Here is a 15,645-nt window from a genome sequence, read left to right on the forward strand (position 1 = left end):
GTAGGGGCGATCAGCCTGCCGCTGCGTTCAACGCAGGCGTCTTGCTGGTCATCAGCTGCGGCCAGCGTTTGAGCACGGCGGCACGGATACCGGCCTGGTCGATGCCGGCCTCGGCCAGCAGGTCTTCGCGGCTGGCGTGATGCTGGAAGCTGTCCGGCAGGCCCAGGTGCAGCATCGGCACGGTAATGGCTTCGGCGTTGAGCAGTTCCGACACGCCAGAACCTGCGCCGCCGGCAACCACGTTGTCTTCGATGGTGACGAAGCCGTCGTGGGTTTTTGCAAGTTCCAGCAGCAGCGCCTTGTCCAGTGGCTTGACGAAGCGCATGTTGACCACCGTCAGGCCCAGTTCGCGGCCCACTGCCTCGGCCGCATCCACCGTCGCGCCGAAGCCGAGCAGGGCAATGCGGGTGCCGCTGTGACGCAGCTGCGCCTTGCCGATCGGCAGGGTGGCCAGCGAGGTGTCCAAAGCTGCGCCGGGGCCGGTGCCGCGCGGGTAGCGCACCGCGGCCGGGCCCTGGTACTGCACGCCGGTACTTAGCATCTGACGGCATTCGGCCTCATCGGCCGGCGCCATCACGACCATGTGCGGCACGCAGCGCAGGAAGCTCAGGTCCAGATTGCCGGCATGGGTAGCGCCATCCGGGCCGACCACGCCACCGCGATCGATCGCAAACAGCACATCCAGTTGCTGCACCGCCACGTCGTGCACCAGTTGGTCGTAGCCGCGCTGCAGGAACGTGGAATAGATCGCGACCACCGGCTTGGCGCCCTGGGTCGCCATGCCGGCGGCCAGCGTGACCGCGTGCTGCTCGGCAATGGCCACGTCGAAGTAGCGCTGCGGATATTCCTTGCTGAAGCGCACCAGGCCCGAGCCCTCGCGCATTGCCGGGGTGATCACCAGCAACTTGGGCTCGGCGGCGGCCATGTCGCAGACCCAGTCGCTGAAGACGTCGGTATAGGTCGGCTTCTTGGCACCGGTCTTGGCGACCAGGCCCTTGCTCGGATCGAACGGGCCAACGGCGTGATAACCGATCTGATCGCCTTCGGCCAGCTCGTAGCCCTTGCCCTTGGTGGTGATGACGTGCAGCAGCTGCGGGCCCTTGAGCCTCTGCAGGGTCTTCAGTGCGCCGATCAGGCTGGGCAGGTCGTGGCCATCGATCGGGCCGGTGTAATGGAAGCCCATTTCCTCGAACAACGTGGACGGCACGAACATGCCTTTCCAGTGTTCCTCCCAGCGCCGCACGAAACGCGCGGTGGGATTGTTCTTCTTGTCGCCGAGGATCTTCTTGCCGCCTTCGCGGATCGCATTGAGCGTGCGGCTGCCGCTAGCGCGACCGAGCATCTTGGTCAACCCGCCCACTGCTTCGGAGATCGACATGCGGTTGTCGTTGAGGATCACCAGCAGGTTCGGTTCCGGGTCCATGCCGCCGGCGTGGTTGAGCGCCTCATAGACCATGCCGGCCGTCATCGCGCCATCGCCGATCACCGCCACCACCTTGCGCTCGTCGCCGTTGCGCTGCGCAGCGATGGCCATGCCAAGCGCGGCCGAGATCGAGGTGGACGAATGGCCAACGCCGAAGGTGTCGTAGATGCTCTCTTCGCGCTTGGGAAACGGCGCCACGCCGTCCTTTTGCTTGACCGTGTGGATCTGGTCGCGCCGGCCGGTGAGGATCTTGTGCGGGTAGGTCTGATGCCCGACGTCCCACACCAGCTGGTCCACCGGCGTCTGATACAGGTAGTGCAGGGCGACGGTGAGCTCGATCACGCCCAGGCCGGCCGCGAAGTGCCCGCCGCTCTTGCCCACCGATTCGATCAGATAGGAGCGCAGTTCTTCGGCGATCGCGGTCAGCTCGGCTTCGTCGAAGCGGCGCAGATCGTCGGGAGTCTGGATGCGGGACAGGCGCGGATAGCGGGTGGTGTCGATCATCATCGTGTCAATTTTCTGAATCCGTATTGTCCTCCCCATGCGAAGGCCCGGCAAGCAAACCGGTTCAGCTGTCAGCGGGAAGTGATGGGCACGCGCATCGTCACGCTTGGCGGGCGCGGCGCTCATCGACACCTGCGGCAATCTGCCGCACCTGTGGATGGGTCGATTGCGCCGTGTCGTCCAGATCACTCGGCCTCAGTGCCTGCATCGGGCGGAGGGCACTGGGCCGTATCGAGGCGTGTCATGCCTTGGGTCGCGGTGGCCGGGTTCGATATCACGTGGGACACCCGGCGCGCCAGTGAAGCCGCCAGCGCTGCTGCGAGCGTGGGGCACGAGCACGCGTGTCCAGGCTCAATCATTCGCGGCTGCCCCGGCCCTGCACCGAGCCTGGCGCGGCAAGTCACCAGCCAGGAGGCGCAACGCGTGACCAGTGGGCCTACAGCGACAGCTTGGAGCGCTTGGGCAGTTGCGCGCGCAGGAAGGCCATCTGATCGGACAGGATGTTGCGGTTGGACAGGATCAGGTGCTCGATCCAGCTCGGCCGGTAGGGCACCGCCAGCAGCGGCATATGCGCCTGTTGCGGCGTACGGTTGGCCTTGCGCGAATTGCACTGGAAGCAGGCGGTCACCACGTTTTCCCAACTGTCGCGACCGCCTTTGGACACCGGCATGACGTGGTCGCGGGTCAGGTGCGGGCGGCTGAAATGCTGGCCGCAATACATGCACAGCTGCGAATCGCGCGCGAACAACGCGGTGTTGCTGAGGGTCGGGGTCGGGTCCAGCGCGCGCGAACGGGCATGCCCGCGCGCGGCGATGATGGGGTGCAGCTCCAGCGTGCTGCGCTCGCCGGTCAGCCGCGAGATGCCGCCGTGGATCTGCATGCAAGGCTCGCCCAGCGTCCACGACACCGCATCGCGGGCGTACAGGCAGGCAGCGTCTTGCCAGTTGATCCAGTCCAGCACGCGGCCGTGCGCATCGAGCGACAACAGGCGAAGCGTGGGGAGTTGGTGGATTGCAGCGACAGCGCTGCCCGCGTCCGGGGCAGGGTTGCCTCCGGGGACGATCACATCACGAACGTGCGTGTCTGTCTCCATCGGGAAAACAGCTTATACCCGATCGTTGACAGTTTGTGTATCGCAGCGAACGGCGTTGGCGCGTGACTCGAAAGCACTGGCTCGACGAGCACTGTTGTCTGCGATTCCGGGCCGCCGCGCCGCGGGATCACGCTTCGAACGCAGTGATGGCGTCGGTGATCCGTAGGAGCGCACCCGGGCGCGACGCCTTGTCGCGCAATACTCCCAGTCGCGGCCAGGTCCGCTCCTACGACAGCGCGGAATCCCGCGGCGTGATCCGTAGGAACGCACCCGGGCGCGATGGCTTGGCGCGCGATACTCCCAGTCGCGGCCAGGTCCGCTCCTACGACAGCGGCGGAATCCCGCGGCGTTAGCCGTGGGAGCGCACCCTGGCGCGATGGCTTGTCGCGCGATATCCCAGTCGCGGCTAGGTCCGCTCCTACGACAACAGCGGAATCCCGCGACGTTAGCCGTAGGAGCGCACCCGGGCGCGAGCGCTCAGCCTTCGCCGAACAGTTCCGCTTCCAGCGTCACCAGCGGTGCGGCGCCGCTGCGGATGGCGGCGGCATGGGTCAGGGTGCGCGGCAGGATGCGGGCGAAGTAGAACCGCGCCGTCTCCCGCTTGGCGCGCCTGAAGTCCTCGCCATGCGCCGATGCGTCGGCAGCGGCCACGCTACGTGCCCACCAGTACGCCAGCACCACGTAGCCCGAATAAAACAGGTAGTCATGGCTGGCCGCGCCCAGTTCGTCCGGGTTGCGCGCGGCGCGATCGAGCACATCGCGGGTCAGCATCGCCCATTCGCTGCACTTGTCGCGCAGCGGCTTGATGAACTCGGCCAGCGCGGCATTGCCGTCCTGCGCGTTGGCGAAGGTTTCCACGTCGGCCAGGAACAGCTTCAGCCCGGCAGCCTGGCTGGCGGCGGTCTTGCGCCCGATCAGGTCCAGCGCCTGGATGCCGGTGGTGCCTTCGTAGATGGTGGTGATGCGCGCATCGCGGGCCAGCTGCTCCATGCCGTACTCGCGGATGTAGCCGTGGCCGCCGAAGCACTGCAGGGCGTGGTAGGTGTTCTCGATCGACCATTCGGTCTGGCAGGCCTTGGAGATCGGGGTGAGGAAGCTCACCAGGGTCTCGGCACCGGCGCGTTCGCGTTCGGTTTCGCCACGATGTGCCACGTCCACCAGGCTGGCCGCGTGCAGCGCCAGCAAGCGGCTGCCTTCGGTCAGCGACTTGATGGTCAGCAGCATGCGGCGCACGTCCGGGTGCACGATGATCGGGTCGGCCGGCTTGTCCGGGAACTTGGCGCCGCTGAGCGCCCGCGATTGCAACCGCTCGCGGCTGTAGCGCAGGGCGTTCTGGTAGGCGCGCTCGGATAGCCCGATGCCTTGCAGGCCCACGCTCAGGCGTGCGGTATTCATCATCGTAAACATCGCCTGCAGGCCCTTGTGCGGCTGGCCGACCAGGTAGCCCTGTGCGCCCTCGAAGTTCATCACGCAGGTCACCGAGCCCTTGATGCCCATCTTGTGTTCGATGGACCCGCAATGCAGCGCGTTGCGCTCGCCCATGGTGCCGTCGCGGTCCACCTTGAACTTGGGGGTGACGAACAGCGAGATGCCCTTGGCGCCGGCCGGTGCGTCCGGCAGCTTGGCCAGCACCAGGTGCACGATGTTGTCGGTGAGGTCGTGCTCGCCGGCGGTGATGAAGATCTTGGTGCCGGTGATGGCGTAGCTGCCGTCGGCATTGGGTTCGGCACGGGTCTTGAGCAGGCCCAGGTCGGTGCCGCAATGCGGTTCGGTCAGGCACATGGTGCCGGTCCAGCGGCCGTCGATCAGCGGTTTGAGGAAGACGTCCTGCTGCCAGGTCTCCCCGTGCTGGCGCAGGGCTTCCATCGCGCCATGCGACAGCAGCGGGAAGTTGCCCCAGGCCAGGTTGGCGGCGTTGATCATTTCGCTCAGCGGCACGCCCAGCGTGTGCGGCATGCCCTGGCCGCCGAATTGCGGTTCGGCGGTGAGCCCGTTCCAGCCGCCTTCCACGAATTGATCGTAGGCGGCGCGGAACCCGGGTGGGGTGGTCACCGCGTGTGTGCTCTTGTCGAACGCGCAACCGATCTCGTCGCCCACGCTGTTGAGCGGCGCCAGCACTTGCGAGGTGAAGCGGCCGGCCTCTTCGAGGACGGCGTCGATGATGTCAGCACTGGCCTCGGTGTAGCCGAGCCGGGCGAACAGGGCATGCGCGCCGAGCACGTCGTGCAGGGCAAAGCGGAAATCGGTCAGCGGGGCGGTATAGCTGCTCATGCGGGATCCTTGGAAGCGGGTACGGGAGGCGTGCGCCTTAGAGCCACTCTTAGCGCAGCACGCCGTTGAGGCCGGGAGCCGGGCTGAGCGTATTGCGCGATTCCACACTGAACTCGCGTTGTTTCTTGTCCTGTGGGGTCGCCCAGACGGTGCCCTTGAGCGCATACGGGAACGAGCGGCCGCCGGCCAGCACGTCGGCCACGGTGATGCGGCCCAGCGAGGTGGGTTGCACGGTGACGGTGACCACGTCGGCGGTTTCCGGGCCGATCGACATGCCCACTGCCTGGTCGAGCTTGCCGGCCAATTGATCGCCGGCAGAGATTTCCAGTGCCACGCGCTCGAACTGCATCGGGATGCTGCTGTAGTTCTGCAGGCGCAGGTCCACCGACCAGGCGCCGTCGGCACGCACGGTCAGTTGCTGGATGCTGGCGGCCGGCTCGGACACCCGGCGGACTGCGCCGCCGCAGGCGCTCAGCAGCAACCCGCAGGCCAGCGACACAAGAAGAAGACGATAGGCACGACGCATGGACTCGGGTCCTTGGCGGAATGAGGCGGCGCCAAGAATACTACGCAGTACGGTCGCTGCTCCCCAGCGCGCACAGCGGAGGTGGCGATCCTAGGCCGGGGCGCGGGCAGGCCTCACAACACCGGCGCGGCCACAATCAATGGCGACAGGTCGTAGCCCATCGCGGTGGCCTGCGCCTTGAGCCGTTCCAGTTGCGCGCGCTGCATCTGCGGCGAGCGCGACAGGATCCACAGGTACTTGCGATCCGGCTCGCCGACCACCGCCCATTGGTAATCCGGGTCGAGCGCGATCACCCAATAGTCGGCCCACACCAGCGGCAACCAACCCAGCCACTCGGGAGCAAAGCGCACCTGCAACTGCCCGGGCTGGCCGGCGACCGGGCGCGCCACGCCGTCGGCCTGGGTCAGGCTGCCATCGGCGGTGCGACAGCCATTGCGCACGCCGATCAAGCCATCGTCGCGCAAGGTGTAGATGGCGGTAATGTCGCTACGGCACTTTTTCTGGAACGACACCGGCAGGTGTGCAATCTCATGCCACTGGCCGGCATAGCGCGAGATGTCCAGCTGCGGCACCGCGCGCACCGGCTGTTGCGCAAACGCGGCCAGCGGCAGCAGGGCGACGAACGACAGCAGCAGGCGGGGCAGGCGCATGACAATCTCCGGTGGACGCGCGCAGGCTAGGCCATGTCCCCGGCCGCGCGGCGTGAAGCGGTGCAAGAAACGCGTTCCTCAAGGCGGCCGTCAATAAAGTTGCTCGCAACGCTTGCCCAAACTGCGCCTGCTCGCTATAGTGCGCGTCCTCGCAACGCAGGCATCGTGTTGCAGGGTAAGTGGCCGAGTAGCTCAGTTGGTAGAGCAGGGGATTGAAAATCCCCGTGTCGGCGGTTCGATTCCGTCCTCGGCCACCATATCCAAGCCTTCGTTCGCAAGGCTTCCCGGTTCCCACCGGATCTACTGCTTCCCCCACCACTTGTCACTGGCTCGATTGCGCACGCGGTGTGCTGTCTTTGTGCTGCGCGCGTGCGTGCGCTGACGCGATCCAGCGTGGACGCAGACTCGCGCGTTGGTTCGGCCGCCCGGTCAGCATCCGCGGAGGTCCTATGTGCGCGCGATGCAATCGATTTCGACGTGGTCTTCAAGTGCGCATGGCGATACTGCGCGCATGACGCACAAGACACTTCGACGCACCCTGATCCACGGCTACTGCGGTGAATTCCGCGTGGAGACCCTGGAAAGCCAGGCGCCAGGCGCGACGCTGTGGCTTTCGACCGCGTTCGTTTACCACCGCGATCGCGCCGCGCCCGTGGCCACGATCGAGGGTGCAGGGCAGGGCGAGTACCGGGGCGATGCACGCGAGCAGGCGCTGCGCGTAGGTTCTTGTCTGGCGGAGTTTCTGGATCCCAAGCAATACCGCTGCTGCGAGAGGCAGAGCGGCTGAAGCATCGAAGACTCTCGCGTGCGCTACGCAAGTGCAGGCAAGGGGGGCGTTGTTGGTGATGGAACAGGACAGCCGGCGGCAAGGCGCGCGATGTCTTGCATGAACTCAGCGCCTACTGCGAGTGCCGAAATGAGCGCGCCCGCTCATGTCGTGCTTATAGCAACACCACGTTGTGCAGATGCGTTTGTAGCCCCTTGCGCAAAATCCGGTAGCAATCGCGATCGAAGTCGCCGGGTGCGGTCTTCAGTTTGCGGGCAGCAGCCAGCGAGGTGGCGCTGCCCAGATAATGCCAGTTGCGTAGCACGTGGAACTGGCGCAACTGCTTGCCTTCTTCCTTTAACGCCACCGCGCCAGGAAAGGGCCAGACGGCCTGTTCCAGATGCTCAAGGGCAGCGCGCAGACGCGTCTCGTGGTCGCCCAGCGATTCGGCGCCATGGCAGGCACCGGCACAGCGCTTCAACATGGCGCGGAAACACGGGCGGCCATCGGTGGCGCGTTCCAGGCCGAGCAGCCCGTAGCAAAGGCGGTCGCGATCGGCCAGCCGTCGTAGTGCTTCCTTGGCGGCGCGTGGGCTGGAATAGAGCCCATACAGCCACGGTGTTACCGCCGGATCGCGCTCGGCCGAATGCACGATAGACACCTCGCCACAATACAGCCGGATCGAAAACTGACGCGGGACGCGACGTAGCTTTTGGTTGTACAGCGGGCGCATCGATTTGATGAGCTGCGATTCCAGTAGCTGCGCACCGAGATCGCCGGCCATTTCGAACACGCTGATGCGACGGGTCTGGCGCAACAACGCGGCTTCGCGTGGCGTGCGGAAGTGATCCATCACCCGCACCCGCAAGTTGACGCTCTTGCCGATGTACAACGGCAGTTCGCTGTCCTGGCCGTGGAACAGATACACCCCGGCAGTCGTTGGCAAGGTTGCGAGCGTGCTGCGTAAATGATCGGGATAGGCGTATTCGACCGCCCCGAGCCCGCGGCGAACGCGTTCACTGCGTGCCACGGCGGACCTTGGTCTGCTGCGTCAGCGTCTCGACGCGAGTGCAACCATCCAGCTGGCCTGGCGTTGCTACATGCACGGTGGGAAGCGAGTGTGTGCGGACAATCGTGGTCATCGGGCAGCAGCGTGCCGGTGTGCTGTCGCATCAGCTGAGACGCGGCGCGATTCCGGAAAAGAATGCGCCTCCGGAAGAGCTACGGCCCTTCCGGAAGCGCCGTGGTACCTGCCGTTTTGTGCAGCTCAGCGGTTGTTGCCGGCACCGCTCGCCTGGCCACCCTTCGTGCCGGCCTTGCGCGCTTGTTCGGTGGGCGTTGCCGCTTTCATGGGCCGCCTTGCCGCCGATGGAGGCGATTTCGCGCTGCTTGTGTCCGTCCATCGAAGCAAAGCCGCGGTTGCCGGTGCCACCCTTGTTGCCGTTCTGATCTGCCATTGCAGATTCTCGTTCGCCGGTTGGGGAGTGCACCACTGGACGCCGTGGCACGAGGCCAGCATCGCGGTGCAGGCACCGATCGGACGTGGGGATTTCGACAGCCAGGCGTGAGCCGGCACGCGGGCGTGACGAGCGGTCTTCACTGGCGAAAAACGCGGAGTGGCGAAGTAACGTTGCAGACGCTCGACAGTATTGCGGCGCCATCGTGCGCGTGCGCCGCAGCGCATGCGACGAGCGTGCGGCGTGTTGCAATCTGGTGCCGGCGCGCGTGGCAGGCGCGGCCGGCTATGCTGGCCGCCGCGACGCAGGCCAGGACACAGCGATGACGACACAATACCGAGGTTGGGCAACAGTGCTGGCAATGACGGCGACGTTTGCCACGCCAGCCGGCGCCGCCACGCTGCCGGCCGGTGCCGCCACGTTGTTACCTGCCGGGCAGTCGGTGATGAGCGTCGCTAGCGCAGATTTCACCGGCGATGGCCGGCTGGATTACGTGGTTGCGTTGCGTGCATCGGCAGAACACGTGCTGCGTGGTCATGGCGATGCGGCACCGCCACGTACCTTGCTGGTGCTGGTTGCAAACGCCGACGGTGGGTTTGTCGAAGCCGCACGCAACACGCGGGTGATCTTCAGAGCCGACGAAGGCGGGCAGTGCGATCCGTTCCTGGACAGCGACCAGGGCCTGGTCGCGAAGGGCGCGTATTTCACCGTACAGAATGGGGTGGCGTGCGGACAACATTGGACCGACTACATCACCTTTCGTTACGACCGCCGCCGCGGCGTTTTCGTATTCCACAAGCGCGTGATCGAAGCATGGGAAATGAATACCCAGGACACGCCCGATGCCGAGGCGCTGCGCCTGCGCAAGCACAAAGAAATTGCCGCCGACCCGCGTCAGCCGGTCCTGCTGTCTGCCTATACGCCTGGACCGTGATGGGGCTATTGCAGCGCATCCGCTTCGATGGCGGGCGCGGCCGTACGGGAAATGCTCATGGATGTGACGAATTGCCTCACCGGACCCAACTAGACTGTCGCCACGGGAATGGCCCCGCGGAGAACATCACTTGAACGATCCCGGTCACGGAGAGCTGCGGGCGCCTCAGATCAGCGACACAAGCAGCCTGCCTGTCGAGAAGCACCGCTCGGATATCTTCTTTGCCGCCGTGGAAACCACGCGCATGCCAATGACGGTGACCGACCCCCATCTTCCGGACAATCCCATCGTGTTCGCCAACCGCGCGTTTCTGGAGATGACCGGTTATGCCGCCGATGAGGTCATCGGCAATAACTGCCGTTTCCTGCAGGGGCCGGAAACCGATCCGGCCAGCATCAGCGATGTGCGCGAATCGATCGAAAACCGCAGCGAATTTGCCACCGAGGTGCTGAATTACCGCAAGGACGGCTCTTCGTTCTGGAATGCGCTGTTCATCTCGCCGGTGTTCGACGACAAGGGCAACCTGGTGTATTTCTTCGGCTCGCAGCTGGATGTGAGCCGGCGCCGCGATGCCGAAGACGCGCTGCGCCAGGCGCAGAAGATGGAAGCCCTGGGCCAGCTGACGGGCGGCATCGCGCACGATTTCAACAATCTGCTGCAGGTGATGTCTGGACATCTGGAAGTGATCCAGATGATGGCCAGCGCCGGCGGGGGCAATGCCGAGCGGATTGCCTTCAGTGCCGAACACGCCGCGGCAGCGGCTGCCAAGGCGGCCACCTTGACCCAGCAATTGCTGGCGTTTTCACGCAAGCAGAAACTGCGCGGGCGGGTCGTGAACCTCAACGGGCTGGTGGCCGGCATGACCAACATGGCCGAGCGCGCGCTGGGGGGCGGTGTCACGTTGCGCCAGGCGCTGGAAGAAGGGCTGTGGAACTGCCAGATCGACACCACCCAGGCAGAGGTGGCGTTGTTGAATGTGTTGATCAATGCGCGCGACGCGATGGCGCAGGCCGAGCGCAAGGAAGTCACGGTGCAAACCCAGAACGTGGAGATCACCGGCCACGACCTGGCGATGTATCACCAGCTGGCCCCGGGCCGCTACGTCAGCATCGCCGTGACCGACACCGGCTCGGGCATGCCGCCGGAGGTGGTCAGCCGGGTGATGGAACCGTTCTTTACCACCAAGGAGGAAGGGCAGGGCACCGGCCTGGGCTTGTCGATGGTGTACGGGTTCGTCAAGCAGTCCGGCGGTACCGTGCGCATCTACAGCGAGGTGGGCGAAGGCACCACGGTGCGGCTGTATTTCCCCGCCTCCAGCGAATTCGAAAACGATTTGCAGGCAGCCAAGAGCCGCGCCATCGACAAGGGGGGCAACGAAACCATCCTGGTGGTGGAGGACAAGCAGGACGTGGCGGTGGTGGCGCGGATGTTTCTGGAAAACGCCGGTTACCGCATCCTGTCGGCGTCCAGCGGACGCGAGGCGGTGGAGATCTTGGAGAAGACCCCGCAGGTGGATGCGTTGTTCACCGACCTGATCATGCCCGGCGGCATGAACGGCGTGATGCTCGCCCGTGAGGCGCGCCGCATGTTGCCCAAGATCAAGATCCTGCTCACCACCGGTTACGCCGATGCCAGCATCCAGCGCACCGATGTGGGCGGCGCCGAGTTCGATGTGGTCAACAAACCCTATACGCAGAAGGAATTGCTCAAGCGCATCCGCATGCTGCTGGATGAGCCGACCGGGGTGGGCTGAGCGCGTGTGCCGCCCGGTGACGCTATCGCGCTGCGGTGGCGTCACCGAGACATGCTTGCAATTGCCGATCGGCTGCCGGGTGAAGATCGCGATGCTCCTGCAGTGTCTTTGTGGAAATTCCCCGGATATCAATGGCCATGCGTTGGGTCGTTGGCCCGATGCATGCGAGCTGAGGTAGCGGGGTGTATTGCCGATGAGCGGCGATGCAGCCGTCGCGGCCAGTGATGCGATCAGCGACGCGGATCATGTGCTTTGCGCTGTCGATAGCGCAGGTGCAGCCGCCTACCGATCAGCATTGCGATCACGAACCGACCACGAACACCAGCCTGGACGGCCGTAACGCAGCCGCGCTCGGCAATACGGGTGCCATGCAGCGCCCGACCAGCCCCCAGCCGATACCGAAGAGCGCGCTGCCATACAGCAGTGGGCCATCGAGGTACCGTTGGGCGCGGAACTGCAGCGATGCGTCGCGCAGTCCCCACATGAGTGCGTCAGCGTGCGTGCGGCGAATGCGCAGCAAGACGCACCTCGCCATGTCGCCAGTCGGCCACATCGCCCGCAGCCTCCAGCCGGCCGCTCCGAACAAGCCAGGCAATGCGCTGTGCGACGCGGTCGGCTGCATCTTCGACGTCGGCCAGATTCAACGGCGCGTCAGTGAGCGCTCGCGCAATCATCAAGGCGACTTTTTGCCACGCGCCGCCAGCGTCATTGATAAATGCGTCGATTGCGCGTTCAACGTCGGATGGGCCAGTGCCTGTCGTCGCCAATCACCATTCCAGATGCCCGGAGCACAGCCATGAAGCGTGATCCCGCATTCGGGCTATCAACGCCCGACCTTGCTGCCAATCCCCAAATCCCAATGTCTGCGCCACTATTCCTCACCCAGCGGCGCCACGTAGCCGTCCGGCTTGTCGGCGTTGCGCTCGAACAGGAACTTCTGCAGCTCGGCTTCGAGAAAGGCACGGTGCTTGGGGTCGCGCGGCGACAGCCGGTTTTCGTTGATCAGCATGGTCTGATGCGCCAGCCACGCTTGCCAGGCGGTCTTGCCGATCTGCGCGAAAATGCGCTGGCCGAGCTCGCCCGGATACGGCACGAAATCCAGGCCTTCGGCGTCGCTTTGCTGGTAGTGGCAGAACACGGTGCGGGTCATGCGGATTCCTTTGGGAGACGCGCTTATAACGCGTCGAGCAACTTGCGGATCGGCGCCGGCAGGCCCAGCGATGCAAGATCGGCGGGCGCGACCCAGCGTAGATCGTCATTGTCGCGCACCGCCGGACGCAGCGCGACCTTGCGCAGGCGCAGGGGCTGCAAGTGCAGCCGGTAATGGCTGAAGGTGTGCACGATCAACGGCATCTCGTCGGCGCGCTCGTAGGTGCCGTCGATATGCGCTGCGAACCAGGCGCGCATGCCGCTGTCGGTATCGGCCTGCGGCAGCGTCCATAGCGAAGCCCAGATGCCGGTTGGCGGGCGTCGCTGCAGCAGGATGTGGCCGTTGGCATTGAGCAGCAGCAGCGCAGTGGCCTCGCGTTCGGGCAGCTGCTTGCCGGGTTTGGGGGTGGGCAACGCCTCGACCAAGCCATCGCGGCGTGCGATGCAATCGGTCTGCAGCGGGCACAGCACGCAGGCGGGCTTGGCGCGCGTGCACAGCGTGGCGCCGAAATCCATTTGCGCCTGGGTGTAGTCGGCCAGGCGGCCAGCCGGGACCTGCGCAACATGGGTGGTGGCCAGTTGCCATAACTGTTTTTCGATCGCCGGCAGGCCGGGATACCCGGCGATGCCGTGGAAGCGCGCGAGCACGCGTTTGACGTTGCCGTCCATGATCGCGAAGCGATCGTTCCAGGCCTGGCTCAGGATCGCGCCTGCCGTGCTGCGGCCGATGCCCGGCAGCGCAAGCAGTGCATCGAAGTCGCGCGGCACTTGCCCGCCGTGCAGCGCGACGCATTGCTTGGCGGCGGCATGCAGATTGCGCGCGCGGGCGTAGTAGCCCAGTCCGGCCCACTGCGCCATCACGGTGTCGTTGTCGGCCGCCGCCAGATCGGCCAGCTGCGGGAAGCGCGCCATGAACTTGTGGAAATACGGAATGACCACCGCGACCTGGGTCTGCTGCAGCATGATCTCCGACAGCCATACCCGGTAGGGCGTGCGTGGATGCTGCCAGGGCAGATCATGGCGGCCATGGCCGTCGAACCAGTGCAACAGGCGGTCGACGAATGCATCAGCGGAAGGAGTGGCGTGGTCGGCTGGCATGAGCTGTGCTGGCGATGGAGGGCGAGGCGAGAGTTACGTGACGCGGAGCGGATCTGCTGCGTACCTCGTGCGGCGCATCCATTCACCGCAGCGGCACGTCATTGCGCCCAGGCACCGTTCGCAGCGCCATCCTGTATCGCCAGGCGGCCACTGCGGTGGTGTCGGCGCATGGGACCAGGCCACTGACGCATCCGCGCGACCTTGCTTTCAGAGTCCTGCGGGCAAGGGCTGGGCGAACTCCAGTACGGGTCTTGTCTGGGGCCAATCGCATGACACCTGCCGCACCGTGCCACCTGCCTGTAGCGCCTGCGCGCACAGCGGTTGCAGATGCGCGCAGGCTTCTTCCAATCAGCCGCCCAACGCGTCCGGCAACAGCGCATCGACGAAGGCGACCGGGTCGAAGACGCGCAGATCTTCCGGGCGCTCGCCGATACCGGCAAAGCGGATCGGGATATTGAACTCGCGCGCCAGCGCGAACACCACGCCGCCCTTTGCAGTGCCATCGAGCTTGGTCACGACCAGGCCGGTAACGCCCACGGCAGCATGGAACTGGCGCAGCTGCGAGATGGCGTTCTGGCCGGTGGTGCCGTCGATGACCATCAAGACTTCGTGCGGCGCGGCGGCATCGATCTTGCCGAGCACGCGGCGGATCTTGCCGAGCTCGTTCATCAGCCCGGTCTGGGTATGCAGGCGGCCGGCGGTGTCGGCGATCAACACATCGGTGCCGCGCGCCTTGGCGGCCTGCAGCGCGTCGAACGCCACCGAAGCGGCATCGGCGTTTTGTCCCTGCGCGATCACGGCCACGCCATTGCGATCGCCCCAGGCCTGCAATTGCGCCACCGCGGCAGCACGGAAGGTATCGCCGGCCGCCAGCATCAGGCTGCTGCCGTCGTCCTTGAAGCGCTTGGCGAGCTTGCCGATGGTGGTGGTCTTGCCGACGCCGTTGACGCCAACGGTAAGCACCACGAACGGTTTGAGCGAGCGGTCGATCACCAGCGGCTTGGAGACCGGCTGCAGCAGCGCGATGAGGTCGGCGCGCAAGGCCTTGAACAGCGCCTGGGCATCGACGAATTCGCGCGATTTCATCCGCTTGCGCAGGCCGTCGATCAACGCGGTAGTGGCGCCGATGCCGACGTCGGCGGTGATCAACGCAGTTTCGATCTCGTCGAGCAGGTCGTCGTCGAGCTTGGGGTTGCGCGAGAACAGGCCGCCGAAGCTGCGTGCGAAGGTGCTGTTGCGTAGCCGTTCGCGCCAGCCGGGCTTTCCGGCCGGTGCGGCGGGGAGGGCGTCGCGCTGGCCGACGATGCTGTCGTCCTGCGTGCTCGGCAGCGGTGCGCTGACGATGGCCGGTGCGGTGACCGTCGGCGCGGCACTGGTTGGCGGCGCGCTGGCGGGAGCTGCAGCAGCCGCTGCAGGCGTCGAGACCGGCGGCGCGACCACGGCAGGCGCTGCGCGTTGCGAAGGCGCGGCCGGCTGCGCAGGCACGACGGGAGGCGGCGTTGGGACGGTCTGCGGCTGCGCCACGACCGGCGGCACCACCACAACCGGCGCGCTGGGGGCGCTGGCGGGTACCGGGTCTGGCAGCGCCTGCAATGCGGTCGGCGCAGGCGCCGCAGGAGTTGTCGGCGCGCTGGGAACGGCGGCAATGCTTTGCGCCTGGCCCGTGCGTGCAGCGATCTCCTGTGCCAGCTGGTCGGCTGGCGCAGCGGTGGTCTGCGGCGGTGCCGGCGCAGCAGGCTCGCTGCCTGCCGGAGCAGGCGCGACAGGCGCAACGGCCGGCGTTGCAGCCGTCTCTGTGCCTGGCTCGGCCGTGGCAAGCGCTTGGACCGGCGCTGCCGGGGTGGCGGCAGACGGCGCGGTGGGGAATGCGGCTGCCAGTTCTTCCAGGCTGTAGCGCGAGGTACGCGAGCTGTCTGGCGTGGTTGGCTTGTGACGGCGAAAAAAGCTGGCCATTGGCAACGCAGTAGGGGAAACCCGAAATTCTATCATCCGGCCCCCCGACACCTTGACGCTGCCTCCAG

Annotated in this window: 14 protein-coding genes, 1 tRNA gene and 1 pseudogene; 4 read left to right on the forward strand and 12 right to left on the reverse strand. The window is 65.9% G+C overall.

What is annotated here, in order from left to right:
* Positions 1 to 10: 10 nt before the first annotated feature.
* From dxs to ACCQ00_RS09515, 5 genes are all read right to left on the reverse strand, one after another.
* Positions 11 to 1,927, reverse strand: a complete 1,917-nt coding sequence (dxs, locus tag ACCQ00_RS09495) for a 1-deoxy-D-xylulose-5-phosphate synthase (RefSeq protein ID WP_039568873.1) — start codon at positions 1,925 to 1,927, stop codon at positions 11 to 13.
* 436 nt (positions 1,928 to 2,363) lie between these two features.
* Positions 2,364 to 3,020, reverse strand: coding sequence for an HNH endonuclease (locus ACCQ00_RS09500; protein WP_039568808.1), 657 nt, complete (start codon positions 3,018 to 3,020; stop codon positions 2,364 to 2,366).
* Between the two features lie 477 nt (positions 3,021 to 3,497).
* Complete coding sequence (locus ACCQ00_RS09505) at positions 3,498 to 5,291, reverse strand: acyl-CoA dehydrogenase C-terminal domain-containing protein (protein ID WP_039568806.1); 1,794 nt, start codon at positions 5,289 to 5,291, stop codon at positions 3,498 to 3,500.
* Positions 5,292 to 5,340: 49 nt separating this feature from the next.
* The gene (locus tag ACCQ00_RS09510) at positions 5,341 to 5,817 is read right to left on the reverse strand and encodes an LEA/WHy family protein (RefSeq protein WP_039568802.1); all 477 of its coding nucleotides are present in this window, start codon (positions 5,815 to 5,817) and stop codon (positions 5,341 to 5,343) included.
* Positions 5,818 to 5,930: 113 nt separating this feature from the next.
* Positions 5,931 to 6,467: a lipocalin family protein gene (locus ACCQ00_RS09515; RefSeq protein ID WP_039568800.1), complete on the reverse strand. Its 537-nt coding sequence runs from the start codon at positions 6,465 to 6,467 to the stop codon at positions 5,931 to 5,933.
* A gap of 181 nt (positions 6,468 to 6,648) precedes the next feature.
* Here ACCQ00_RS09515 and ACCQ00_RS09520 point away from each other — a divergent pair.
* Together ACCQ00_RS09520 and ACCQ00_RS09525 are read left to right on the forward strand one after the other, a co-directional pair.
* Positions 6,649 to 6,724 (forward strand) — tRNA-Phe (locus tag ACCQ00_RS09520).
* Between the two features lie 254 nt (positions 6,725 to 6,978).
* The gene (locus ACCQ00_RS09525; protein WP_017157092.1) at positions 6,979 to 7,254 is read left to right on the forward strand and encodes a hypothetical protein; all 276 of its coding nucleotides are present in this window, start codon (positions 6,979 to 6,981) and stop codon (positions 7,252 to 7,254) included.
* Between the two features lie 154 nt (positions 7,255 to 7,408).
* Here the strand turns inward: ACCQ00_RS09525 and cho are convergent, their stop codons facing one another.
* Positions 7,409 to 8,263 carry an excinuclease Cho gene (gene cho / locus ACCQ00_RS09530; protein WP_080948887.1) on the reverse strand — a complete coding sequence of 285 codons (855 nt, stop codon included), beginning with the start codon at positions 8,261 to 8,263 and terminating at the stop codon, positions 7,409 to 7,411.
* 237 nt (positions 8,264 to 8,500) lie between these two features.
* Positions 8,501 to 8,690 (reverse strand): annotated as a pseudogene (locus ACCQ00_RS09535) (KGG domain-containing protein).
* Between the two features lie 361 nt (positions 8,691 to 9,051).
* Here ACCQ00_RS09535 and ACCQ00_RS09540 point away from each other — a divergent pair.
* Complete coding sequence (locus tag ACCQ00_RS09540; RefSeq protein ID WP_039568870.1) at positions 9,052 to 9,624, forward strand: FG-GAP repeat domain-containing protein; 573 nt, start codon at positions 9,052 to 9,054, stop codon at positions 9,622 to 9,624.
* Between the two features lie 130 nt (positions 9,625 to 9,754).
* Entirely contained in the window at positions 9,755 to 11,377 is a 1,623-nt protein-coding gene (locus ACCQ00_RS09545) for a hybrid sensor histidine kinase/response regulator (RefSeq protein ID WP_039568792.1), read from the forward strand.
* A 301-nt stretch (positions 11,378 to 11,678) separates the two neighbouring features.
* Here the strand turns inward: ACCQ00_RS09545 and ACCQ00_RS09550 are convergent, their stop codons facing one another.
* The 5 genes from ACCQ00_RS09550 to ftsY all read right to left on the reverse strand — a co-directional run bounded on the left by ACCQ00_RS09550 (position 11,679) and on the right by ftsY (position 15,577).
* The gene (locus tag ACCQ00_RS09550) at positions 11,679 to 11,861 is read right to left on the reverse strand and encodes a DUF6691 family protein (protein WP_306316062.1); all 183 of its coding nucleotides are present in this window, start codon (positions 11,859 to 11,861) and stop codon (positions 11,679 to 11,681) included.
* Between the two features lie 7 nt (positions 11,862 to 11,868).
* Positions 11,869 to 12,144 carry a hypothetical protein gene (locus ACCQ00_RS09555; protein ID WP_039568790.1) on the reverse strand — a complete coding sequence of 92 codons (276 nt, stop codon included), beginning with the start codon at positions 12,142 to 12,144 and terminating at the stop codon, positions 11,869 to 11,871.
* A 104-nt stretch (positions 12,145 to 12,248) separates the two neighbouring features.
* The gene (locus ACCQ00_RS09560; RefSeq protein WP_017157086.1) at positions 12,249 to 12,527 is read right to left on the reverse strand and encodes an oxidative damage protection protein; all 279 of its coding nucleotides are present in this window, start codon (positions 12,525 to 12,527) and stop codon (positions 12,249 to 12,251) included.
* Positions 12,528 to 12,550: 23 nt separating this feature from the next.
* Positions 12,551 to 13,624, reverse strand: a complete 1,074-nt coding sequence (gene mutY, locus ACCQ00_RS09565) for an A/G-specific adenine glycosylase (protein ID WP_039568789.1) — start codon at positions 13,622 to 13,624, stop codon at positions 12,551 to 12,553.
* Positions 13,625 to 13,972: 348 nt separating this feature from the next.
* Positions 13,973 to 15,577 carry a signal recognition particle-docking protein FtsY gene (gene ftsY / locus ACCQ00_RS09570; RefSeq protein ID WP_039568787.1) on the reverse strand — a complete coding sequence of 535 codons (1,605 nt, stop codon included), beginning with the start codon at positions 15,575 to 15,577 and terminating at the stop codon, positions 13,973 to 13,975.
* Between the last annotated feature and the right edge of the window lie 68 nt (positions 15,578 to 15,645).

This window comes from Xanthomonas sp. NCPPB 3761, from assembly GCF_041475705.2.
GTDB classification, from domain to species: Bacteria; Pseudomonadota; Gammaproteobacteria; order Xanthomonadales; family Xanthomonadaceae; genus Xanthomonas; species Xanthomonas phaseoli.